Below are 19,822 nucleotides of genomic sequence, written 5' to 3'. Positions count from 1 at the left end.
AATGGGGCTGGCTGGCATGATAGGAAAGCATCAGCACTACATTCTACTCCTCTATCCTTACATATTTAGCACTACCCCGTTCGGAATGGGGTCGGGATTTGTTTGCTGCCGTCCGTTCAGTTGTGAATACTGGCAAACGTCAGGGTTTAACTGCTTATCAATCTATTCAACAAGCTCTCTCGATTGATGGCTCCCTTTTTTCCCCTAGTTGAGCAATTACGTTTTATGTTTGCAGTTCGTGATTGTTATTTAGCTAAGATTCCCGGTGCAAAGGATACCGACTTTCTGCCACAAGAAATCACATCGCGCTATAATGTAACAATTACCGCAGTGGCTGTATCTCCTTAATATCTCGCAGGGATAATTGTATAACCATGCACGTACCAGATCCGCAATCTTCCCCAACAAAAGTGCTGCCGACGATGTACGATCTACCCAGTGAAGACCCGGAGGAACCCGGTTTGCCTGACGAATATCACCGGTGGCAAGCACAACTTTTGTGCGATAGCTGCATTCCCCCCAATTATCCGCCCGATCGCGTATTTTCTGCCAGCGATCTCAATTTATACTACGACTCCAACCATCTCAATTGGTACAAAAGACCCGATTGGTACTTAGTTGTGGGCGTTTCCAGATTTTACCGAGACAGAGACTTGCGCCAAAGTTACGTGATTTGGGACGAAGCTGTCAATCCTTTAATTGCGATCGAATTTCTGTCACCCGGTACGGAAGATGAAGATTTGGGGCTGACAGAATCGGCACCAAACAAACCGCCGACTAAGTGGCAGGTTTACGAGAGAATTTTGCAGATTCCCTATTATTTTGTGTTTAGCAAATACAACAACCAGTTGAGAGTATTTCGCTTAATTGGCAACCGTTACCGCGAACAATTGTTAACAGGTTCTCGATTCTGGATACCAGAAATACAGTTAAGTTTGGGTTTGTGGCAAGGTGCTTTCCTGCAAAATGAAAGGTTGTGGCTGCGCTGGTACGATATTAATGGGAATTTGATTGCGACTCCTGAAGAATTTGAAAGACAGCGAGCTCAATTGGAAAGCCAACGAGCTGAATTGGAAAGCCAACGAGCCGAATTTGAAAGGCAGCAAGCTGAAATTGAAAGACAGCGGGCTGAATCAGAAAGACAGCGAGCTGAATTTGAAAAACAGCAAGCTGAATCAGAAAGACAGCGGGCTGAATCGGAAAAGTATCGAGCCAATCAATTGGCCGATCGCCTGCGAGCAATGGGCATTAATCCAGACGAGCTGTAAAATGAAGTAGCAGCCTGCAATACTGCCTGCTGTCTCAATAAAAACTTATTAACTAAAAATAAATTATGCCAGAATCTACCTCATTGCGCGATCGCTACCTAGCACTGATCGATAAAATTGTCGAAATCACCCTCAAAGGTCAAATTCGCTCTAAAGAACAAGTTTATCAAATGCTGGTGGAAGACATTAGCACCGGCACCGGCGAAATCTTTGAACGCTGTTTTGGCGAACGCCTTGACGCTACCGAAAACCTGCTAAGAAACGAAAAAGACGAAATCAAACAAGCAAAGGCAAATCGCAGCCTCAGAGCGCTAAAAACCATCCAAGGAGAATGGGAACGCTGGCAGAAAGATAACCGCGTCGATCGCGAAATTGCATCATCCATCCAACAAATCCTTAGTGCCGAATCAAACGGCCGTCTCCTGGCAATATTGCAAGTAATAGATCCCAATAAAGAACATCCGCTGACTCTCGCTCAATTGCAGCAATTAGCAAAATCCCTGCACCAACAAATGCTGCAAACAACTAATCCCGAAACCGAGCGAGATTTGCAGCAAATTACCGCCGGTATTGCCAAAGGTTTAGAATCTTGGCAGCGGTTGGAACCGGAACTCGTCGGTTGGATTTATCAGCCGCAGCAGCTAGGATTCGCTGGCAGTCCCGAACAAAATGGGCCTTGGGCTTTTTGGGCGAAAAAGGTTAATAGTCCTTTGCCTCATGCTCTTTTGCAGACTATTTCAATCGGTGAATCTATAGTTGAATTTGCAGCCCAGCAATCTACTGTAGAAATTGGTACATTGGTGGAATTGGCGATTATTTTGCAGTGCTTGCAACGGGCTTTGGCGACATGGTTTGACAAGCAAGTTTATGATTCCAAAGTATCCACAAAAGCTTCAATTTCTACTTATATTACTTTTGCGGTAATTTGGAGCCAGCTAGCTAGTGGGTTTAATAATTCTACTAAGAGCGGGGAACAGTTGGCTAATGCTTGTTTTCAAGTAACTTTGCAAATTTTGCGGGCTTTTTCTGTGCGGGAATACTTTCCCCTTTACGGGGGAATTTTTGCTTCGTTTGACGGTAAAGCTCTGCGCCATACTTTGGATTATTTAGATGAACCGCTGCGCCGTGTTGAAGGTACTCAAGCGAAAGCTCGGATTCTGACGCTTTTGGGTTATTCGATGCAGGCGGCTGGGGCCTACGAGCGATCGATCTTGCTGCACAAACAATCGCTGGAAATTGCCCGTCTCGAAGGAGATAAAGCTTGCGAAGTTGCTAATCTCAATCACATCAGCCGCAACTATGTTGCTCAAAAAAATTATCAGGAAGCGATTAATTACAGCCAGCGGGCTTTAATTATGGCACGACAAGCGGGAGAGCGGCAAGGTGAGGCAAATGCCCTGGCTAATTTGGGCTACAGCGAAGTGTTTCAGGCGCGGCAGTTGGAGGAGGTGGAACCGGAGGTTTATGAGAGTGCGATCGGCTATTTGGAGCAAGGTTTGTTGTTGTCAGAAAAATTGGGCGATCGCCAAAGTCAAGCTTTTTGCTCTAGCAGCCTCGGAATTGCTAAAATTGCTCTGGAAAATCCCGCAGGTGCGATCGAGTATTTGATTGAAGGTTGGCAAGCTGCCCAATTTTCGGGCGATTTGTATTTGCAAGGTCTGAATTTGGCTTATTTGGCTCAAGCTTATTACAGCCTGAATGAACTAGAACAAGCGATATTTGCTGGCTGTTTGGGGATGTATACTTTGGAGCAAATTGGGGCGGTGGAGTGGCGGCAATCGGCTGGTTTGCTGACAATTTTGCGGGGACAAATGGGGCCTGAAGCTTTTAAAGAATCTTTGGCCAAAAGCCGATCGAAGATCGTTCCGGCGATCGGCGTTGATGGCTACGATTACATCCCAGAATTGCTGGAAAAATACCAGCAATCTATTTGATATTCGTAATGTTGAAAAATCAGGGCGGGCACTCTTGGCACCGCCCCTACGGAAACTACGATTACTTCTCAACAATCACAGACGTACCAACTGCGACTTTCTCAAATAAAGCTTGGGCATCTTTGTCGAACATTCTGACACAACCGTGAGAAGCCGCTCGCCCGATCGACTCTAGAGTCGGAGTCCCGTGAAAACCGATCACATTCTTACCATCAGTCCAAAACCCGATCCACCTACTCCCCAGCGGATTGTCGGGCCCTGCGGGTACAAGTTCTCCCGTCCAAGGATGTTCCCAAACAGGATCTTTAATCATTTGCATGACTTTAAAGCTGCCCGTGGGAGTTTCCCAGCCCTGTTTCCCGACAGCAACCGGGAAACTCGCTTGCACCTTATTTTTGCGGTAAACATAGACGCGGCGTTCTCGCAATCTCAGCACTAAACGGACTTCCTCAACGGGATTTTCTACAGCCTTTGGTTCCTGGGGAATAAACTGCAAAGATTCGCCCAGGGGCGGCAGTTCTGGGGCTGCGAGATTCGGCAATTTTACCTCCGATTTTGATCGCTCAGTGGCGGCACTATTGCTTGGATTTGCAACAGATTGGGCAGTCGCCTGCTGCTGTAAGGCTACAGACAGCGCCGCCGCACTCAAACTCAGCACAATTAACTTGTTAAATAAAAATTTGCTGTTTACCATTTTTTGTTCGCTGAACTCCTCACTAGAACTTGCTACAAAGCTGCTATCCAATTATCCGCCAACTGCACCCGATATGCAAATTTTCGAGCTGAATTTTTGACTGTAAATTCGCCCCAATCTTTTGTTTCCATTTCACCAATTATAACTTGTTTAACGGTAACAGCAAAGGTTTGTAGTGAGGAATTTAGTCCTCAGATGGGATGCGAACTTTAGTCCGCAATTTAGGACAAAGTAAAGTCCGTACTACGAACTGTTTTTGCGATCGAGCTGCCGGACATAATTATGATGCGTAAATCCTGCAAACCCATGATTTAATTTTACCTGGGACTAATTTTGATTTTTTAGCTGTGGCAGACTGGCGATCGACAATTAAAACTGTGGCACTGCTGAATCCGGCAAGCGCAATCTGTCTTTTTGCCGATTTTCCCGCCCGGGAGCGACAGTTAGGTGGGCCTAAAAAAACGGAAACGGTCGATCGAACAAACTCAATATATCACGCCTGCACAAAGAGAGATACCAAGTGCTGAACTTATGGTAAATCGGGAACTTTTGATATAAAATTTAGTCGCTAATAAGTTATTCGATAATCTTTTGTAATATTGTTATAAATTTCCTACTCAGGGGATTAAACTGGATTAGGTGTAGAGGTTGGGATTTTCGCGCAGCGGAAGCAAACCCAACCCAGAATAGTAGTTAATGTGAGGTTTCAATGCGTCTTCAGAAAATCAAATTATTGACAGGTGCAACCCTGTCGGTGCTAATGTCGGCTGTCTCAGTGCATCCGGTGATGGCTAACCCTGCAACTCAAATAGCCCAAACGCAGACCACCACAACAGCAAATACTCAAACCCTGACCGGTTTTGTCAAAAGTATTGTCGGCGACGTAGTAACCATTCGCCCAGAAAATTCGCGGTACAGGACTCTCAGGATTCAAAAATGCGTCCTGAAAATTATTGGCCTCGTACCGGGAATGAAAGTCAGAGTCTTGCTAGCCGGAGATATGGTGCAAAATATCGCCGTGATCCCCGACTACAAGGTGGTAGCTACAACGGTTGTTCGTCCCGCCGCCGTAGCACCGCGTCCGGCCCCTGAACCGCCACCAATGCTTCCGGCTCCCGCTCCCCGTCCAATAACCCGTCCGGCTCCAGCTCCGATGCCGGCTCCCCGTCCAATTCCGGCTCCCCGTCCGGCTCCTGTGAGAGGACTTTGGTAGAACTAGGTTTTTAAAGGGAATTAAGTCACCGCGCGCGGTGGCTTCGCTGTTTAATAGCAGCTAAAATCAAAGAATTGTCGAGCAATTGTGGAGAAACCGCTGCTATGTCTTACCTGCGTTTCCTGTTGCTAATTCTGCTGCTGCCGTTGATTGGGTGCGATCGAGCTACAGATGCCACAGCCACTTCTGTTCCCCAGCCAAGTCCACTGTCGCAAATTCCCTCCCCTGCACCGCTGACAAATGGTCGGGCAAATCAAATTGTACCGACCAAACCGCTTTCCCCGCAGCCGATCGGCATTGTGGCAAATTCTTTGCCGCAGCCAGGAGCCACCGAAAGCGCCTCGAAACCTGCTCAAATAATACCGATTCCCCCATCGCCAGTGCTGCGAGTGCCTCCGGGCTTTGTCGTCAATGTTTTTGCTGACAATTTAGATGCTCCCCGATGGCTGGCTTTGACGCCGACTGGGGATGTTTTGGTAACAGAAACCCGGCAGAATCGGATTACGCTATTGCGGGATGGTAACGGCGACGGTGTTGCTGAGGTTCGCAAGACTTTTGCTAGCGCCCAAAACAATTTAAATATTCCCTTTGGCATGGCTTTTGCCGATCGCTATTTTTTCCTAGGAAATACCGCAGAAGTCCGCCGGTTTCCCTACACAAAAGGGCAGGAACAATTAACTGGAACAGGGGAAAAAATTGCCGATTTACCGGGCGGTGGCTACAACCAACACTGGACGCGAAATGTGATCTCTTCCCCAGACCAACGCCAGTTGTTTGTATCAGTTGGTTCCCAGTCTAATGCCAACTCCGAACCGCTGCCGAGGGCTTCTGTGCAAGTGATGAATTTGGACGGCACAAACCAGCAAACATTTGCTTCCGGTTTGCGAAATCCGGTGGGATTGGATTTTCACCCGAAAACTAATCAACTCTACGCCACAGTCAACGAACGCGATGGTTTGGGAGATGATTTGGTGCCGGATTACTTGACAAGAATTCGTAAAGGCGAGTTTTACGGCTGGCCTTACGCTTATTTTAAGCCGAATTTGCTCGACCCGCGCCACGCTAAAAACGGCAAGAGCGATCGACCTGATTTAGCGGCCAAAACATTGATGCCAGACGTGCTGTTTCAGGCGCACTCGGCAGCTTTGGGACTTCAGTTTTACGACGGAAAAACGTTTCCCAAAAGATTTTTTAACGGGGCGTTTGTGGCGTTTCGCGGCAGTTGGAACCGCAACGCAGGAACTGGTTACAAAATTGTGTTTGTACCTTTTAATGCGGCTACCGGACGACCTCAAGGTTATTATGAGGATTTTTTGACTGGTTTTCTCACCGATCCTTCTGGCCCGAAAACTTGGGGGCGGCCGGTTGGTTTGCTGGTTTTACCTGACGGGAGTTTGCTGTTTACTGAGGAAGCGAACAACCGGATTTATCGGGTTCAGTATCGCGGGTGAAAAAAGGGCGATCGATTAGATACCGACTTTTTCAAGAAGTCGGGAATCTGATTTTTTAGTCAGCTTCAAACCTTACTTATATCAAATCCGGTAACATCGGAATGATTCAGATATATATTCTCTCCCTCTGTGTACTCTGTGTTCTAGTAAGGTTAAATCATTCCGATGCTACCGGAAACGATATAAGTTTAGATTTACCGGAAATTTCTTGAATAATTAATAACCTATCTGCTTCCGCAGTTTCGCGATTTAAATCCGACAGTTCGTAAAATGATAATTTTAGTAGCCGATTTGATTTGAAATTTTAAATGTTAGCCGAAAATCGCTATTTTTTATATCAATTGCAGTCTGTGCTTTTTGTTTTAAAGTCAGTGGGGTATTCCTCTTAATATCGTTTCCGGTTGCATTGGAATGATTTAACCACAGAGGCCGCAGAGAACACAGAGGAAGACAAGAGAGATTTGTAGTTACACAAAATAGGCTCTCTGCACGACTACAAACCGCTGCGATTAATAATTGGAAACAATGACCCCGCCCAAAAATAAAAGTCGCCGAGGCGATCGACGGTGGAACAAAAAAATTTAGACTTTTGTTCGAGTTTCCAGATTCACGGCGCTGTAAGTAAATCTAAAATCTAAAATCTAAAATCTAAAATCTACTGATTTAGGAACTTTTGTTGTCAGGTACTTAAAGTTAGGAACTAGCAAACAATCTGTCCCAAGTTTTGCCTCCCACAATTCCGTCTACAGGAAGGTGGGCTTGTCGCTGAAATCTCTTCACTGCATCTAAGGTTGTAGTGCCGAACACGCCATCAAGTGCGATCGGCTCTGGGCACACACCCTGCGCGTTCAACAATTTTTGCAGTTTTTTGACATCTGCCCCTCTCGATCCGTGTTTCAAGATCCTTTTATGGAATCTAACTTCTGGTTCGTGGCAATCATTAGTGGGACAAACAGTGCCGCCCGCTGAATAACTGGCTGCATTGGCGCCAGTCAAAACTAATAAGCCCAGAAGTGCTAGTAAATAATAAAAAGTCTGCGATCCAACCATACTTTCCCTGTTAATTTTATCAAGCGTTTTCTGCAACTTTCACCCGCCATCAACGGGTATCGTGCCGCCGACTCAAATCGTGGACGATCCCCAAATTTTAGACTAAGAGCTCAACTTCCCGTAATTCACGACGCTGCAAGTCAATCCAAAATCTAAAACTTGTACTGAGCGAATCCGAAGTATCTAAAATCTAAAATCGACTGACGATTGTTTGAGAGTGAGAAACCGGGTTTCTGGGATGGGGGCATCCAATCTTGATTGACCGGGTTTCTGGCAACAGTCAACGGACATTCTACAATATAAGTGGCTGTACTGCAAAATCTCCGATCGTGCAAGTTAAATTTTGTTGCTCTTTGGTAGCAGCAAAGGTAAAAATTACTTTGCAGGCGACTGCAACTGTCAGCATTACCAAGTTTCTCGCCAGGGGGTAATCGCAAACGTCATCATTCGCCGCTGAAGGAACCCGATAGTGTTGGTTCCATATTATTTCGGAGTAATCGGCTGCTAATCGGACGTGCAAGCAGGGAATGGAGACTCTGGTACAGTAATCTTTGACTGCTTGCCGCCCGACGCTGTTATCAAAAGTATCGATCGCGACGGCGCTATTGGCAAGCAGTCGATCGGCATTTGCGCGTGTCAATTCTTTGGAGTGCGCGTCAATGCTGACGGATAAAGCGCGGTACAGGTTGTTGGCGAGAATTTTGGCTTTGAATGCGCCGATGTCCGATCGATAATAAGGTTGAGTGGAAAGGTTGCGCTTTTCGATGCGATCGATGACTCTTAACTGGCAAAAGCCCGATCGCACTAAACTCTCGGCAATATTCGCACCCAAAGCGCCCGCGCCGCAAACCGTTACCGAAAAGTTTTTTAGCAGCGACATTACTGCGGCACTTCTGTAAAGTTGTTCGTGAAAAAATATACTTATAGTAATTGGGAATTGGGAATTGGGAATTGGTTATTTGACCAAATACTAACTACTAACTACTAACTACTAACTACTAACTACTAACTATTTCCGATGCCCCATCCCTCCGCTTCGCTCCGCCCATTATCTATCTTCAACTACTCCAACTAACGACTTTTAAATTAATCGAGTATTAATTTTTCTAAAGATTCTTGACATCAATAAATATTCTAATATAATAGTGAGCAATCGTCAAGATAAATCTTGTAAAGCTCTGAATCGAATATGTTGCAAAATCTCTTTTTCAAGTTGGTTGGAGTGACAGTTTTGACAGTTTCAATCTTGGGCTATGCCCCAGTTGTTCGAGCTGAAAATACTCATGGAGCTACTGCTTATTCTCCGACTTCTGACGCTACGGGTATTAGTTGGGATCATGCTACAGAGAAAGAAGCGCTAGACGCAGCAGTCGCCGCGTGCAATCAGCAAAGTGATGGGGCTAACGACTGCGAACCCCTGACATCTAATACGAATAACTGTGGAGCGATCGCAGTAGGTAAAGGAGGAGCGGGCGCTGGTTGGGGCGATGATAAATCAGCAGCAGAAGCTCAAGCTTTGGCTGGTTGCAGCGAACTAGACGGCGGCAACTGCAAAGTGCAGCTTTCGGCTTGCAACAAGTAATTGAACTGATAAAAATCGGTCGGAGGGATGTATATTTCCGATCGCAAAACAGCTTAAAAAATATCTATATTATATCCAGTCAGTTATGCAAAAAAAATGCTTGTAGTGAATACTTTATTCATGATAATCTGATGACTAAAGCTCTCACTACAAACCACTTGGGTGCGCCACAAGCACCTTACCCAGTTAATCACCTATTTCGGAAGTAACTGGATCGGGTGGCAGTAAACTTTCTAATCTATCTTTTGACCAGTATTCAGTAGGATAGGCGAGTCCAATAATATCAGAGAGTCGAATCAGCCACGTAACTTGTCCGTAAGCATCAGTATTTTCTCCCTGTTCGTTTGGGGGAACAATTACCAAAAGTTCGATAAATTCTCCAAACAAATTAATCGGAATGCCGCCGAAACTACTATTATTTGTTTTAATCCAAATTTTACTGCCTCGATCGAGAGCTTCTTGCAGTCGCTGGAAGAGCAAACTGGATTTTTTGACCAGGGATTTTTGGGTTTTTGACTTTTTTCCCATAGTTTTAAGAAGTTAAAGTAGTTGTACTGTCGGTTGCACGGTGGCTTGGGGTTAACGCGCGATCCCATAGCTGCAAGCTTCGCTAACCCAATTTGGTATTTCAACGAACAAAAAAAGGTGGTGAAGCGGGCTTATCCCCTAGGGAATCGCCTTGTCAACACCCTATCAGTGTAGTCTACAAGAAAGTGCTGCAGTGCGATCGTAACAACAATTTAATTGCCAAATCGGGAAATGACACCAGTTTACAAAAAATGTAAGTTTAGCAAAGCTTCAAACCCTTAACTCATAAGTGATTGCCAATTATTCAATTATTTAATATAAAATCTCAAATCCTCCGATATTCGGTGGGAGTGTTACAGAATCAGTTAGGGATACCCGTATTTATACTGTGCCCAAATTGCAGTATAATCGGCGAAATCTTCCCAAATCGTTTAAGTAAAAAAATGGACTGGCGAAAGCTCATTCATCCCAACCGGAAAACTTCAACAAGTCCACCAGCAGCGCCAGAAACTCGATTGTCTGTAGAATTCTTGTTGGGGCTGTTTGCAGCGGGATGGACGGAACAACAGGTATTAGAAAAATATCCCGCACTCACTTCGTCTCAGTTGCGCGAGGCTTTAGCTGATACTGATTCAAAGTTAATTTCATCCATCGCCAATCCAGAGTTACTAGAAATTGTCGAGCAAACTAGAGAAGAATTGAAAAGCGGGAAAAAGTTATCGCTTGAGGATATTGAGGGAGATGTTTGGGAGTAATCTTAAATATGGTTAGATTGGAATTATACAGTAGTGCGAGCATCCCCGCTGGCGACAAATAATCGCCAGCGGGGATGCTCGCACTGCACTCAAAAAATTACCATTCTGTTTCTGCCAAATGTCGGTGATGTTGACGCATTCCCTTTAGCATAACTTGTTCTGACACCACATTCAGAATTACGCCCCAACTGCGACCGTAATTCCTATCGGCATCAACAAAATAAGGTGCAGAATTTTCGCCTTCATCTGTTACCATAATGAACTGCTAGACAACCTGCTTCTTAAGTCGCATTGCTTCCACCGCGCAACCGCAGCTAGTGCCGCCGCCTGCGTTAATGTGCTTCAATTCGCGTTCCCAATCAATCAATTCGCTGCCGTTTGCTTGGACTTGGTACGGCATCGTGTCAAAGGCTCAGACGAACAGTGTAGCTTCGCAAATGCCCGAAATCTTAGCAGCGAGACGCTTGGAAACCCGGTTTCTCAAACCCTGCGCGCAAGTCTCAAATCGCTCAAACATCCTTTACATAAAAAATGCTATCGCGAATTTTGTGGAAGCCGGCTGACTCATAAAGTCGCAATGCACCGGAAGGGTTTGCAGCATCTACGCCGATAATTGCAGTCTCGACACCGGCAGCTTTTAGTCGATGCAAACCAGCCAGCAACATAGCCCGTCCCAATCCAATTTTGCGGAAACCTCGCCTTGTACCGAGAACAGTAATCCAGCCTTCATTTCGTCCTGTGCGATCGCACTCTTCCGGGCTAATTTCGCAATAACAAAAAGCTGCAAAAGTCCCGTCAGCAGCAACTGCAATCAAGTCTAAATCTTTTCTATAATTGGGTTGGGCTAAATCGTATTTGAATTTTTCGACTGTTAAATCGCGGTGGTTCCAGTGATCGATAAACGATTGGTTGTACATTTCTACCCAAGCTTCCGAATCCTGCGCGCCGGGGAATAGACGCAGCACAAAACCTTCTGGGAATTGGGGTTGTGCGATCGATTCCGAGAGCGATCGCGCCATGCGGCAAAAATGCCGATCGACTCGAAAACCGCAACTTTCCAGCACAGAAATGCGATCGGCATCCTGTGCCCTAGCCCAGGATCGCAGCTTCACAGGCGCGCCCCGCTCTTTTACAACTTCGCGCATCCGCGTTTCGCCCCAAGCGACGGCTACCGCTTCCACATCCCCGGATCGGGCGTCGGGGTGGACGCGAAACGACAGCAAACCTTGGATCGGCTCTCCTGTTTCCGAAATCGACAACGCGGCGAAACAGATTAATTTGTTTTCGGCATCTTCCCAAAGGCGGATATCGCGGGCTAAATCTCGGCACGGTTGGTTGATTTTTTGTTGCAATTCCGAGATGGAAGTGCCTTGATCCAGCCGATCGACTGCTTCGCAAATATCGATCAAATCGACGATCGCATCTAAATCGCGATCGCCTCCATAGCAGCGCGCCGACAGATTTGCTATCATAGCCAATCACCATTTCCTGTTGTTATTCAGTTTAAAAATAGCTTGGGCGATCGCGCGATCGGGTCGATCGACATTAAAAATCCCAAAACGCAAATACTCACAGTAATCCAACCCCTACAGCAGTTGATTGCACTCGTGAGTTTCGCTCGATTCAGGTTAAGGATTTGGGATGGGAGTAGAAGGACTTGAACCTTCGACCTTGAGATTAAGAGTCACCTGCTCTAACCAACTGAGCTATACTCCCGCATCGGAGCTAATATAACACAACTATTCTGAAAAATCAAGTGTTTTCGTAAAAATTTGTGGCGATCGCCCCAATCACCCGAAAAGTCTCTCAACGGATACGCGAATGTCGGGAAATGCCAGCGGTATAACCGTTCCCGCCTCGATCTTTTGCTCTGTAGCGTACTCGCCATTCTGAGGATAGCGAAACACGATGATTTGCTTAGCAGATAAATTTAAAACCCAATATTCTTGAATTTCTGCCGAGGCATAAATGGCGGCTTTCAACTCTAAATCCTTCTTCAAGCTAGTTTGAGCAACCTCTACAATCCAAAAGATATCTTGAGGTTCGGGATGGCGATCGTTGTAAGCAGACTCCGGCAATCGCACGATCGCAATATCTGGTTCTGGTTCAGAGTCTGATAGCGTAATTGGCCCGTTGAAGCGGACATCAGCTTTACCTGCGAGTAGTTCTTCGAGGTATTTAGTACCTCGTTTGGTTGTGTTGTAATGAATTGGGGTTTCTGGACTCATCTGGCAAACTTCACCGGCTAGCAACTCCACACGGCGATCGCGTAGAATCCCTGCTTCAATCATGCGGTGATAGTCGCCCACAGACCATTTAGCTAGCGTTTTCATTGCAGAATCGACGCATTTTCTTAAAGAACAACTTTATTTTACACGAGCGTCCTTATTCAATACCGCTCTGCCAACCACCCTTAAAATTTCTGTTTTTGCGTTTCAATTCCTAGAAAATCATTTTTTAGTAAATACTTCAGTCCTTTTTTCCCCCAGAAATTGCAACAACTAAAGTCTATATTGCTAATGCTTCAGTCGATAGTGAAGCAACATGAAACCGTTACTGTAGATTTTGCGATCGACCAATTCCAGATTCGTCGGAGCGATCGCCCTCCCAAACACAGGAATTCCCGCCCCAATCACTACCGGGCTCAACTTCACAATCATCTCGTCAATCTCAGAAAAAAGAGTTGCAGCTAAATTGCCACCGCCGCACAGCCAGATATCTTTACCCGCTTCCTTTTTCAATTCTTTAACGAAGGCAACTGGATTGTCTGAAACGAGTTTAACATCCTCATCTGGACTGGCTTCCATACTGCGCGAAAAAACATACTGTTTCAAGCTGGGATAAGGATTAGTCAGACCCACATTTAGCCCTACCTCATAGGTTTTGCGTCCCATCAGAACAGCATCAAACTGCTTGTTCTCTGGACTAATGCCGAGAGCCTTTTGAAGGTGAGCCGGAAAAGTTTCAGGAAAAAACTCAAACAAATCAGCAAAATGCTCTCCTTGCATAGGAAAACAATCAAATGAGCCATCTTCGCGAGCAATAAACCCATCAATGGTGGAAGCAACGTAATATTTTAGTTTTCTCATATTTAACCTTTTTTCTGATAAAATGAAAGACAACAAATGGAGAGGACGGGACTCGAACCCACATCGATCGACAGCAACTTTCAGGAAACGCGCTTCCTTACTGCCCGCAAGCAGACGGGAACTGCCCCCATCTCGGACTGTTAATTCCTTTCAGTGCATCTGCAACCTGTTGCCAGTTTGCGCTTTCAGGGAACGTCGCGAAGCAACTTTTTACCCTACTCAACCAACCCGATCGTCCTTTTGGGAGCCGCTTTTCCAAAGTTTTTACGGTGCCATTCCATTTAGGCGACCTCCCCATAATTTTTCTCACTCTAGTAGGATAGCAAATCAGGACAACTGTTTTCGCTCCAGAATATAAGGCAACAATTTAGCAATATTTCTAGCATCATCTATGCCTCGGTGATGAGTACCTTCTAGCGGTAAACCCGCGATTTGCAGAGCTTTCGCCATGCCATACCGTTTTCGCAAACCTTGCTTTTCTGCAAACAATTGTTTGAGATTGACATGAGGATAAGCAATAGGAAAAGGTACTTTGTGAAAATTGCTGTCTTGTTGAAATTGTTTGCGATCGAAATCACCCCAAGAACCAAACACGCCGTTTGAGTAACCAGACAGCCATTTTTTCAAAAGTGCGATCGCCTCCGGGTAAGTGGGAGCTTCCTCGACTTGTGCCTGAGAAATAGATGTTAACGATTTGCAGAATTCAGTCAGCATAGGATGGCGAACTGGCTTAATAAAGCTTTGAAGTTCATCAATAATAATTAGCGTTTCTGCTTCTAGCATAACGGCTCCAATCTCAATAATCTCCATCTCACTCTGTTTGATAGTTCCTTGTTTTTCGCAACAGGTTGCTTCAAGGTCAAGCACTAAATAGTAATTGTAATCTTTTAAATTCATATTTAACCTTTATTTTGAGCCTGTGAAATTACAACAATTTCACCTATACTTATTATAAACCAATCCATCCACCGAGGAGGTACTGCCCCTCCTATCGCCGCGTTATCAGCACGGTGTCTCGCTTTTCGACTTCCGGTGGTTAATTAAAAGGAAGATGAAGGAATCGAACCCTTACAGTTAACTGTACCCCAGTTTTCAAGACTGGTTGCCAACCATTTAGCGGCATCTTCCGAGGGGTGTCTGACGGGAATTGAACCCGCTATTACTGGTTCCACAAACCAGCGCCGCTACCGCTTTGGCTTCAGACACCGCAGTTGAATCAAGGAGCATCGTAGGCGAAGCCTTCCCGAGGGCTACTCCTAACCTCTTGCGTGCCAAGCAAGCGCTCTACCAATTGAGCAATGAGCCCGCGTAAAAGATTCACCTGTCGAGTAAATCTAAAATCTAAAATCTAAAATTGGTGTGGTGGATTGCGATCGGATTTGAACCGATATCTTTCTAACAGCCAGTTAGATGCTTTACCAATTAAGCTACGAACCCCAGACAGCAGGAGCGGCAGGACTTGAACCCACAACATTCGAGGTAGAAGCTCGACACTCTATCCAGTTGAGTTACGCTCCCATGTTTTTGGTTAATGGCAGATGGCGAGATTTGAACCTGCAAGAAAGCTTTACAAGAGCCTCATGTTGCCAGTTACATCACACCTGCATTTTTGGTGGCGGGGGCAGGAGTTGAACCTGCTATGAAGAGGCTTATGAGACCTCCAAGCCTACCCAGGCTACTTCACCCGCGATGTCACCAAATACCCCTGACTGGCATCGAACCAGCACTGACTAGATCCTAAATCTAGCGCCTCTACCGATTGGGCTACAGGGGCAAAACCGATTTGAGATTTGAGATTTGAGATTGAATAAAACCTCATACCCCTGACTGGACTCGAACCAGCAAAACACTCGTTCTAAGCGAGCGATGTTTTTCAATTACATCACAGAGGTAAAGTCGGGATGGTTGGATTTGAACCAACGACTCCATGCTCCCAAAGCATGGCTTCTGGCCGCTGAATTACATCCCGTTCATGCTCCCGGTGAGACTCGAACTCACAATCAAAATAGAACAGATTTTAAGTCTGCCGCGTCTGCCAATTCCGCCACAGGAGCAAGTAGAAACTTAGTTGAAAATTTGGTACTCCTGGTGAGATTTGAACTCACACAACACAATTCTTGAAATTGCGGCCTCTGCCAATTGGGCTACAGGAGTACGATCGATCTGCTTTTGCAGCAGAACTGGGAAGGTAGGACTTGAACCTACATTTGTCCGCTTTCAAAGAGCGGTGCCATGCCAATTAGGCGACTTCCCAATAATTGGATGCCGGGGTAGGCTTTGAACCTACATAAACTCCTATTTCAGAGATAGGCGACTTTACCAATTTGTCTACCCGGCAATTTGAAAAATGGCTGCCCCAGCAGGACTCGAACCTACAACCTAGCGGTTAACAACCGCTTGCTCTACCATTGAGCTATAAGGCAACGCAATCCCCCAAGTCAGTATCGAACTGACGACTTCTTGTTCTTCAAACAAGCGCTCTACCAACTGAGCTATCGGGGGAAACGGAGAAGGTAGGATTTGAACCCACGACGGGTGTTAAACCGCTCTTTCTTAGCAGGAAAGCGCCATAAGCCGCTCGGCCACTTCTCCGAGCATGAGAACGGAGGGATTTGAACCCCCAAATGTTCAGTCGCGCAAACTGAATTGTTGTCCAGTTACAACTCATTCTCAAAATTGCAACTGCATATTAAATACACAGGACTTACCCAAGGGGGTCAACAACCAGGTTTCTTTCTTAATATCTCTCGTAGAGATGCAAGATTTTTCTCAGAAACTGGGTTTTCTGTATAAGTCATAATACAGTTGCAAATGGGTCGGGCTGGAATTGAACCAGCAACGCTTTAAGCTACTGTTTTACAGACAGCTACCCACACCAATAGGAGGGCCAACCCAAGATGGAAAATTTGGTAGGTCGCCAAGGAATTGAACCTCGATCCATCCGCTTAAAAGGCGGCTGCAAAACCATTCTGCCAACGACCCACGCAAAGTGCTGACGGGAGTTGAACCCGCAATTCACTTGGGTGAAAACCAAGCGGCTTAAACCATTTGCCTACAGCACTATTTATTTGAGATTTGAGATTGCTCTTGCGAATTGGTAAGAACAGAGGTTAGGGCGGGATTTGAACCCGCGAAATTCGGTTTTGCAGACCGATGCTTTGAGCCACTCAGCCACCTAACCTGGGAGTCCCGACGAGGTTTGAACTCGCAATTTTCACCTTGAGAGGGTGACGGCTTAAACCAATTTGCCTACGGGACTTTGAAAGTTTTGAGTTTTAAGTTATGGGTTTTGAGTTAAAGAAAATTGTTAATTCAAAACTCATAAATTTGTTACTCATAATTTGTTACTCGCAACTCCGGGAAACGGAGACGAGGCTGACGGGTTTCGATCCCGCTACCTTCGCTGTGACAGAGCGACGCTCTCCCAATTGAGCTACAGCCTCAAGAAATTGCTGTTTGGACGAGGTGGCGGTTGATTCCGCGTACTACAAGCCGATCGGGCTTTTGTTGCCGGAGTCTAAACCGCTGATGTCCGCAATTATGTGACACGATTAATTTTCTATTCGGTTTTCAAGGTTCGTATTGCTTGTGGAATAAGGCTTTTAAGCTCTTCCTCCTTTGCCATACATTTATACTACATTGTGTATTACAAGACTGTCAAGGGGGTAATACAACTTTTTTTTAAATTGGGTTTTTTCAATGGGTGTCGATCGCCCAAACCAACACTCTCACATCCCAGAGTTACCAAAAATCAAGACATTAGGCTGATAACTCGGTGGTGCAGCCCGTAATAAATCCGATGGTGAGACTGTACTACACACAGATATTAACCGTGCTGAGGTTTTTTGAGGGTTTGCTGGCGGAACAGTTTTCTTTGGCGGAAGTCGTGGCGGGGACTGCGATGCCTTCTGTAGGGATGTTTGAGATATCTTTTGATGAGAAATCGCCGCGATACAAACAAAGTCCACCTGCGCGCACTCAAGAAACTCTTAACTCTTGCCGGTTTTGTCTGTGTCGGCGCGCATTCGATCGCTGTCAATCCCGGCTGAGACATAATAAAAAATTTAGTTTTTTTCCCTGGAATTCCCATTATCATTATCCGCAGTGTGGAGTGAAAGGAATTTCAAGTGAGCGGAAATCATCTGTTTGAGAGACTGCGAAAAAAATGGCGTTTTGTGGCGATCGCCCTAACAGCGACTGCGATTAGCTTTGTCATCGGTACGCTGATGCCGACAAACCAACACCTCAGCAATAATCCTGCAACCGCTCAGGTGCAGGTGCAGAATCTCAACCAATTTTTAACGGTAAATCCGCTAGCAAAGGAAGTAGGGGACGATCGCACAGCGTTGAATGTCGATCGCACGATTGAGCAATTTCTCACTGTATTGGAATCAAAAGAAAAGCTTTTGACTTTTGTGCCGCCGGAACAGTTTCAGGGAACAACTGTTTTTGAGGGAAAAGTCAAAGATTCTGAGAAAGTTATTGCTTTAACGGTTGACGATGGGCCGTGGCCGGAAACGACGGAACAAATGCTCGATATTTTCCAGCAAAATGATGTTAAAGCCACCTTTTTTTGGATAGGTAAATCTATCGAAAATTCTCCTGAAATTGCTCGGCGAGTTGTGGCTGCCGGTCACGCGATCGGCAATCATACGTGGCATCACTGGTACGATTCGATGGATGCGGCGACGGTGGCTGATGAAATCGATCGCACGGCAAAACTTATTTACGAAACGACGGGAGTTAAGACTACTTTTTTCCGTCCGCCGGGAGGTGTTTTGAATAATGGTTTGGCTAAGTATGCTAAGGATCGCAATTATTCTGTGGTGATGTGGTCGGTAACTTCTGCAGATACCGATCCGCACGCTCAACCGTCGGCTTTTGTTAATAATGTGTTGAAGGGTGCGAAGCCGGGGGCGATCGTTTTGATGCACGATGGCGGGGGCGATCGATCTCGTACTATTAAGGCTTTACCGGAGATGATTGCGGGTTTGAAAAAGCAGGGATATCGGTTTGTGACGGTTCCTGAGTTGCTGGAAATGCAAGACCAATCAGCGTAAATTGTGGGGCGATTGCTTGTCTTTTTTTGAGGGTAATACTAAGGCTAAACAAACCCCGTTTCTTATCGCAAAAATCGGGTTTCTGACTCTCTGTGCGTCCAAGATTGATATCAATTACGGCTGTAGGGGAATGATTTAACCACAGAGAACACAGAGAACACAGAGGAAGAGAAGAGAGAGATGAATAATTTCGATACTAACGGATTTGATATGACTGAGGAAAATGCCGATCGCCCAAATCACCTAAAAAAAACCGATCGGCCTGCGATAATCAGCTTTGAGATATCAAATATTACAAATCAAACCTTGTCTGAACAGCCATTAATTCCACCAGAATCAACCGATCGCCCAAACCTCCCCCACTGGCTGCACACCTTAGAAACCTGCGAGAGTACAAACAGTTGGGCGATCGCCCGCGCGGCCAAACTCCACCACGGAGATGTAATATTTACTCAGCAGCAAACCAGCGGGCGCGGCCAACACGGACGCATTTGGTATTCGCCGCCCGGTGTTTTTACTGCTAGCTTTGTCCTAGACAATCTCAATCCCAATCTGTTACCTGGACTCAGTTTAGCAGCCGGTTTGGCGGTGATTTACGCGATCGAAGATTTGGTTCCCGAATGCCGCGATATGCTGCGCCTGAAATGGCCGAATGATGTTTGGATCGATCGCCACAAATTAGCCGGAATTCTCTGTGAAGCCACTTCTAGCAATGTTTCCGGCAAAACTCGCGCCGTTGTGGGAATTGGACTCAACCGCTGCGTAGATTTCGCGGCTGCGGGATTGGATGAAAAGGATCTCGGCAATGCGGTAAGCTTGCATTCTATTGCTAATACAGTACCAGATGAATTGTGTTTGCTCGATCGACTGCGGCACTATTTACTCGAACTAGCCGATATGTTTTCCACCACAGACAAGCCCGCCCAAAAGTCTGGTTTAGCGCCGCTTTTGCCGGAATTGCGCCGCCGCGACGGGCTGATTGGGTGTAATGTGGCGATCGAGCTTTCCTCAGAAACCATGTGCGGAGACGCCGCCGGCATTGACGGAAGCGGCCGGTTGTTAGTATGCTTGGCGGGCGATCGAATACAAGCCTTTACCTCCGGGCGAGTTCGATTGAATTAATAGTCAGTAGTCAGTAGTCAGTAGTCAGTAGTCAGTTGTTATTTGTTATTTGTTATTTGTTGTTTGTTATTAAGTT

The 19,822-nt window shown here is 45.9% G+C and carries 20 protein-coding genes and 21 tRNA genes; 9 read left to right on the top strand and 32 right to left on the bottom strand.

Annotation, left to right across the window (positions count from 1 at the left end; translation table 11 throughout):
- Positions 1-225: 225 nt before the first annotated feature.
- The 3 genes from QT998_RS25245 (at position 226) to QT998_RS25235 (ending at position 3,202) form a co-directional block, all read left to right on the top strand.
- A complete protein-coding gene (locus tag QT998_RS25245; RefSeq protein ID WP_333092935.1) occupies positions 226-348 on the top strand; it encodes a hypothetical protein in 123 nt (40 codons plus the stop codon).
- 26 nt (positions 349-374) lie between these two features.
- A complete protein-coding gene (locus QT998_RS25240; RefSeq protein ID WP_333118327.1) occupies positions 375-1,268 on the top strand; it encodes a Uma2 family endonuclease in 894 nt (297 codons plus the stop codon).
- Between the two features lie 65 nt (positions 1,269-1,333).
- Positions 1,334-3,202 carry a tetratricopeptide repeat protein gene (locus tag QT998_RS25235; protein WP_333118325.1) on the top strand — a complete coding sequence of 623 codons (1,869 nt, stop codon included), beginning with the start codon at positions 1,334-1,336 and terminating at the stop codon, positions 3,200-3,202.
- A 61-nt stretch (positions 3,203-3,263) separates the two neighbouring features.
- Here the strand turns inward: QT998_RS25235 and QT998_RS25230 are convergent, their stop codons facing one another.
- Positions 3,264-3,896: a L,D-transpeptidase gene (locus QT998_RS25230; RefSeq protein WP_194012195.1), complete on the bottom strand. Its 633-nt coding sequence runs from the start codon at positions 3,894-3,896 to the stop codon at positions 3,264-3,266.
- Positions 3,897-4,605: 709 nt separating this feature from the next.
- Between QT998_RS25230 and QT998_RS25225 the strand changes: the two genes are divergently transcribed.
- Positions 4,606-5,109, top strand: a complete 504-nt coding sequence (locus tag QT998_RS25225; protein WP_333092931.1) for an autotransporter — start codon at positions 4,606-4,608, stop codon at positions 5,107-5,109.
- A gap of 104 nt (positions 5,110-5,213) precedes the next feature.
- Positions 5,214-6,560, top strand: coding sequence for a PQQ-dependent sugar dehydrogenase (locus tag QT998_RS25220; RefSeq protein WP_333118323.1), 1,347 nt, complete (start codon positions 5,214-5,216; stop codon positions 6,558-6,560).
- A gap of 693 nt (positions 6,561-7,253) precedes the next feature.
- Here the strand turns inward: QT998_RS25220 and QT998_RS25215 are convergent.
- Positions 7,254-7,610, bottom strand: coding sequence for a peptidoglycan-binding domain-containing protein (locus tag QT998_RS25215; RefSeq protein ID WP_333092929.1), 357 nt, complete (start codon positions 7,608-7,610; stop codon positions 7,254-7,256).
- A 292-nt stretch (positions 7,611-7,902) separates the two neighbouring features.
- Complete coding sequence (locus QT998_RS25210; protein ID WP_333118330.1) at positions 7,903-8,535, bottom strand: HesA/MoeB/ThiF family protein; 633 nt, start codon at positions 8,533-8,535, stop codon at positions 7,903-7,905.
- A gap of 297 nt (positions 8,536-8,832) precedes the next feature.
- Here QT998_RS25210 and QT998_RS25205 point away from each other — a divergent pair, with 297 nt between their 5' ends.
- On the top strand, positions 8,833-9,192 hold the full coding sequence (locus tag QT998_RS25205; RefSeq protein ID WP_333092928.1) for a DUF4189 domain-containing protein: 360 nt from the start codon (positions 8,833-8,835) through the stop codon (positions 9,190-9,192).
- A gap of 186 nt (positions 9,193-9,378) precedes the next feature.
- Here QT998_RS25205 and QT998_RS25200 read toward each other — a convergent pair whose 3' ends face one another.
- Positions 9,379-9,720 (bottom strand): hypothetical protein, encoded by a 342-nt coding sequence (locus QT998_RS25200; RefSeq protein ID WP_333092927.1) that lies wholly within the window; start codon positions 9,718-9,720, stop codon positions 9,379-9,381.
- A gap of 443 nt (positions 9,721-10,163) precedes the next feature.
- Between QT998_RS25200 and QT998_RS25195 the strand changes: the two genes are divergently transcribed.
- The gene (locus QT998_RS25195; protein WP_333118322.1) at positions 10,164-10,475 is read left to right on the top strand and encodes a DUF433 domain-containing protein; all 312 of its coding nucleotides are present in this window, start codon (positions 10,164-10,166) and stop codon (positions 10,473-10,475) included.
- 97 nt (positions 10,476-10,572) lie between these two features.
- On the opposite strand, the gene QT998_RS25190 is transcribed toward QT998_RS25195, so the two are convergent.
- The 28 genes from QT998_RS25190 to QT998_RS25055 all read right to left on the bottom strand — a co-directional run bounded on the left by QT998_RS25190 (position 10,573) and on the right by QT998_RS25055 (position 17,618).
- A complete protein-coding gene (locus QT998_RS25190; RefSeq protein ID WP_333118320.1) occupies positions 10,573-10,731 on the bottom strand; it encodes a hypothetical protein in 159 nt (52 codons plus the stop codon).
- A gap of 9 nt (positions 10,732-10,740) precedes the next feature.
- Positions 10,741-10,875 (bottom strand): hypothetical protein, encoded by a 135-nt coding sequence (locus QT998_RS25185; protein WP_333118317.1) that lies wholly within the window; start codon positions 10,873-10,875, stop codon positions 10,741-10,743.
- Between the two features lie 109 nt (positions 10,876-10,984).
- Positions 10,985-11,947 carry a GNAT family N-acetyltransferase gene (locus QT998_RS25180; protein ID WP_333092924.1) on the bottom strand — a complete coding sequence of 321 codons (963 nt, stop codon included), beginning with the start codon at positions 11,945-11,947 and terminating at the stop codon, positions 10,985-10,987.
- Positions 11,948-12,117: 170 nt separating this feature from the next.
- A tRNA-Lys gene (locus tag QT998_RS25175) sits at positions 12,118-12,191 on the bottom strand.
- A 74-nt stretch (positions 12,192-12,265) separates the two neighbouring features.
- Positions 12,266-12,808 (bottom strand): Uma2 family endonuclease, encoded by a 543-nt coding sequence (locus QT998_RS25170; RefSeq protein WP_333092923.1) that lies wholly within the window; start codon positions 12,806-12,808, stop codon positions 12,266-12,268.
- A gap of 183 nt (positions 12,809-12,991) precedes the next feature.
- A complete protein-coding gene (locus tag QT998_RS25165; RefSeq protein WP_333118314.1) occupies positions 12,992-13,564 on the bottom strand; it encodes a dihydrofolate reductase family protein in 573 nt (190 codons plus the stop codon).
- Between the two features lie 327 nt (positions 13,565-13,891).
- On the bottom strand, positions 13,892-14,461 hold the full coding sequence (locus QT998_RS25160; RefSeq protein ID WP_333092921.1) for a 3'-5' exonuclease: 570 nt from the start codon (positions 14,459-14,461) through the stop codon (positions 13,892-13,894).
- 148 nt (positions 14,462-14,609) lie between these two features.
- Positions 14,610-14,692, bottom strand: a tRNA-Ser gene (locus QT998_RS25155).
- Between the two features lie 4 nt (positions 14,693-14,696).
- A tRNA-His gene (locus QT998_RS25150) sits at positions 14,697-14,770 on the bottom strand.
- A 154-nt stretch (positions 14,771-14,924) separates the two neighbouring features.
- Positions 14,925-15,001, bottom strand: a tRNA-Ala gene (locus QT998_RS25145).
- A 7-nt stretch (positions 15,002-15,008) separates the two neighbouring features.
- Positions 15,009-15,082 (bottom strand) — tRNA-Arg (locus tag QT998_RS25140).
- Between the two features lie 15 nt (positions 15,083-15,097).
- Positions 15,098-15,169 (bottom strand) — tRNA-Thr (locus QT998_RS25135).
- Between the two features lie 95 nt (positions 15,170-15,264).
- Positions 15,265-15,338 (bottom strand) — tRNA-Leu (locus QT998_RS25130).
- Positions 15,339-15,460: 122 nt separating this feature from the next.
- Positions 15,461-15,533: transfer RNA gene (locus tag QT998_RS25125), tRNA-Pro, on the bottom strand.
- 4 nt (positions 15,534-15,537) lie between these two features.
- A tRNA-Leu gene (locus tag QT998_RS25120) sits at positions 15,538-15,618 on the bottom strand.
- A gap of 23 nt (positions 15,619-15,641) precedes the next feature.
- A tRNA-Leu gene (locus QT998_RS25115) sits at positions 15,642-15,718 on the bottom strand.
- A 26-nt stretch (positions 15,719-15,744) separates the two neighbouring features.
- Positions 15,745-15,818 (bottom strand) — tRNA-Gln (locus QT998_RS25110).
- A gap of 5 nt (positions 15,819-15,823) precedes the next feature.
- Positions 15,824-15,902: transfer RNA gene (locus QT998_RS25105), tRNA-Gln, on the bottom strand.
- A 10-nt stretch (positions 15,903-15,912) separates the two neighbouring features.
- A tRNA-Asn gene (locus tag QT998_RS25100) sits at positions 15,913-15,987 on the bottom strand.
- A gap of 6 nt (positions 15,988-15,993) precedes the next feature.
- Positions 15,994-16,066, bottom strand: a tRNA-Phe gene (locus QT998_RS25095).
- Between the two features lie 3 nt (positions 16,067-16,069).
- A tRNA-Ser gene (locus tag QT998_RS25090) sits at positions 16,070-16,156 on the bottom strand.
- Between the two features lie 220 nt (positions 16,157-16,376).
- Positions 16,377-16,458, bottom strand: a tRNA-Tyr gene (locus QT998_RS25085).
- A 13-nt stretch (positions 16,459-16,471) separates the two neighbouring features.
- Positions 16,472-16,546 (bottom strand) — tRNA-Lys (locus QT998_RS25080).
- A 5-nt stretch (positions 16,547-16,551) separates the two neighbouring features.
- A tRNA-Glu gene (locus tag QT998_RS25075) sits at positions 16,552-16,626 on the bottom strand.
- A gap of 45 nt (positions 16,627-16,671) precedes the next feature.
- A tRNA-Cys gene (locus QT998_RS25070) sits at positions 16,672-16,745 on the bottom strand.
- Positions 16,746-16,823, bottom strand: a tRNA-Glu gene (locus QT998_RS25065).
- 111 nt (positions 16,824-16,934) lie between these two features.
- Positions 16,935-17,007: transfer RNA gene (locus QT998_RS25060), tRNA-Asp, on the bottom strand.
- Positions 17,008-17,390: 383 nt separating this feature from the next.
- The gene (locus QT998_RS25055; RefSeq protein ID WP_333092920.1) at positions 17,391-17,618 is read right to left on the bottom strand and encodes a hypothetical protein; all 228 of its coding nucleotides are present in this window, start codon (positions 17,616-17,618) and stop codon (positions 17,391-17,393) included.
- A gap of 73 nt (positions 17,619-17,691) precedes the next feature.
- Between QT998_RS25055 and QT998_RS25050 the strand changes: the two genes are divergently transcribed.
- On the top strand, positions 17,692-18,624 hold the full coding sequence (locus QT998_RS25050) for a polysaccharide deacetylase family protein (RefSeq protein WP_333118312.1): 933 nt from the start codon (positions 17,692-17,694) through the stop codon (positions 18,622-18,624).
- Between the two features lie 180 nt (positions 18,625-18,804).
- Complete coding sequence (locus QT998_RS25045) at positions 18,805-19,746, top strand: biotin--[acetyl-CoA-carboxylase] ligase (protein ID WP_333092918.1); 942 nt, start codon at positions 18,805-18,807, stop codon at positions 19,744-19,746.
- The last annotated feature ends 76 nt before the right edge of the window (positions 19,747-19,822 follow it).

It is taken from the genome of Microcoleus sp. S1D4, from assembly GCF_036700765.1.
Taxonomy (GTDB): Bacteria; Cyanobacteriota; Cyanobacteriia; order Cyanobacteriales; family Microcoleaceae; genus Microcoleus.
The sequence above is the reverse complement of the archived record's forward strand: the minus strand, read 5'-3'. Positions and strand labels throughout refer to the sequence as shown.

What these genes read in the sequence shown, in the direction of transcription:
- QT998_RS25245 (WP_333092935.1), top strand. Translation starts at nt 226, where the DNA reads ATGTTTGCAGTTCGTGATTGTTATTTAGCTAAGATTCCCGGTGCAAAG.
- QT998_RS25240 (WP_333118327.1), top strand. Translation starts at nt 375, where the DNA reads ATGCACGTACCAGATCCGCAATCTTCCCCAACAAAAGTGCTGCCGACG.
- QT998_RS25235 (WP_333118325.1), top strand. Translation starts at nt 1,334, where the DNA reads ATGCCAGAATCTACCTCATTGCGCGATCGCTACCTAGCACTGATCGAT.
- QT998_RS25230 (WP_194012195.1), bottom strand. Translation starts at nt 3,896, where the DNA reads ATGGTAAACAGCAAATTTTTATTTAACAAGTTAATTGTGCTGAGTTTG.
- QT998_RS25225 (WP_333092931.1), top strand. Translation starts at nt 4,606, where the DNA reads ATGCGTCTTCAGAAAATCAAATTATTGACAGGTGCAACCCTGTCGGTG.
- QT998_RS25220 (WP_333118323.1), top strand. Translation starts at nt 5,214, where the DNA reads ATGTCTTACCTGCGTTTCCTGTTGCTAATTCTGCTGCTGCCGTTGATT.
- QT998_RS25215 (WP_333092929.1), bottom strand. Translation starts at nt 7,610, where the DNA reads ATGGTTGGATCGCAGACTTTTTATTATTTACTAGCACTTCTGGGCTTA.
- QT998_RS25200 (WP_333092927.1), bottom strand. Translation starts at nt 9,720, where the DNA reads ATGGGAAAAAAGTCAAAAACCCAAAAATCCCTGGTCAAAAAATCCAGT.
- QT998_RS25195 (WP_333118322.1), top strand. Translation starts at nt 10,164, where the DNA reads ATGGACTGGCGAAAGCTCATTCATCCCAACCGGAAAACTTCAACAAGT.
- QT998_RS25190 (WP_333118320.1), bottom strand. Translation starts at nt 10,731, where the DNA reads ATGGTAACAGATGAAGGCGAAAATTCTGCACCTTATTTTGTTGATGCC.
- QT998_RS25185 (WP_333118317.1), bottom strand. Translation starts at nt 10,875, where the DNA reads ATGCCGTACCAAGTCCAAGCAAACGGCAGCGAATTGATTGATTGGGAA.
- QT998_RS25180 (WP_333092924.1), bottom strand. Translation starts at nt 11,947, where the DNA reads ATGATAGCAAATCTGTCGGCGCGCTGCTATGGAGGCGATCGCGATTTA.
- QT998_RS25170 (WP_333092923.1), bottom strand. Translation starts at nt 12,808, where the DNA reads ATGAAAACGCTAGCTAAATGGTCTGTGGGCGACTATCACCGCATGATT.
- QT998_RS25165 (WP_333118314.1), bottom strand. Translation starts at nt 13,564, where the DNA reads ATGAGAAAACTAAAATATTACGTTGCTTCCACCATTGATGGGTTTATT.
- QT998_RS25160 (WP_333092921.1), bottom strand. Translation starts at nt 14,461, where the DNA reads ATGAATTTAAAAGATTACAATTACTATTTAGTGCTTGACCTTGAAGCA.
- QT998_RS25055 (WP_333092920.1), bottom strand. Translation starts at nt 17,618, where the DNA reads ATGTCTCAGCCGGGATTGACAGCGATCGAATGCGCGCCGACACAGACA.
- QT998_RS25045 (WP_333092918.1), top strand. Translation starts at nt 18,805, where the DNA reads ATGAATAATTTCGATACTAACGGATTTGATATGACTGAGGAAAATGCC.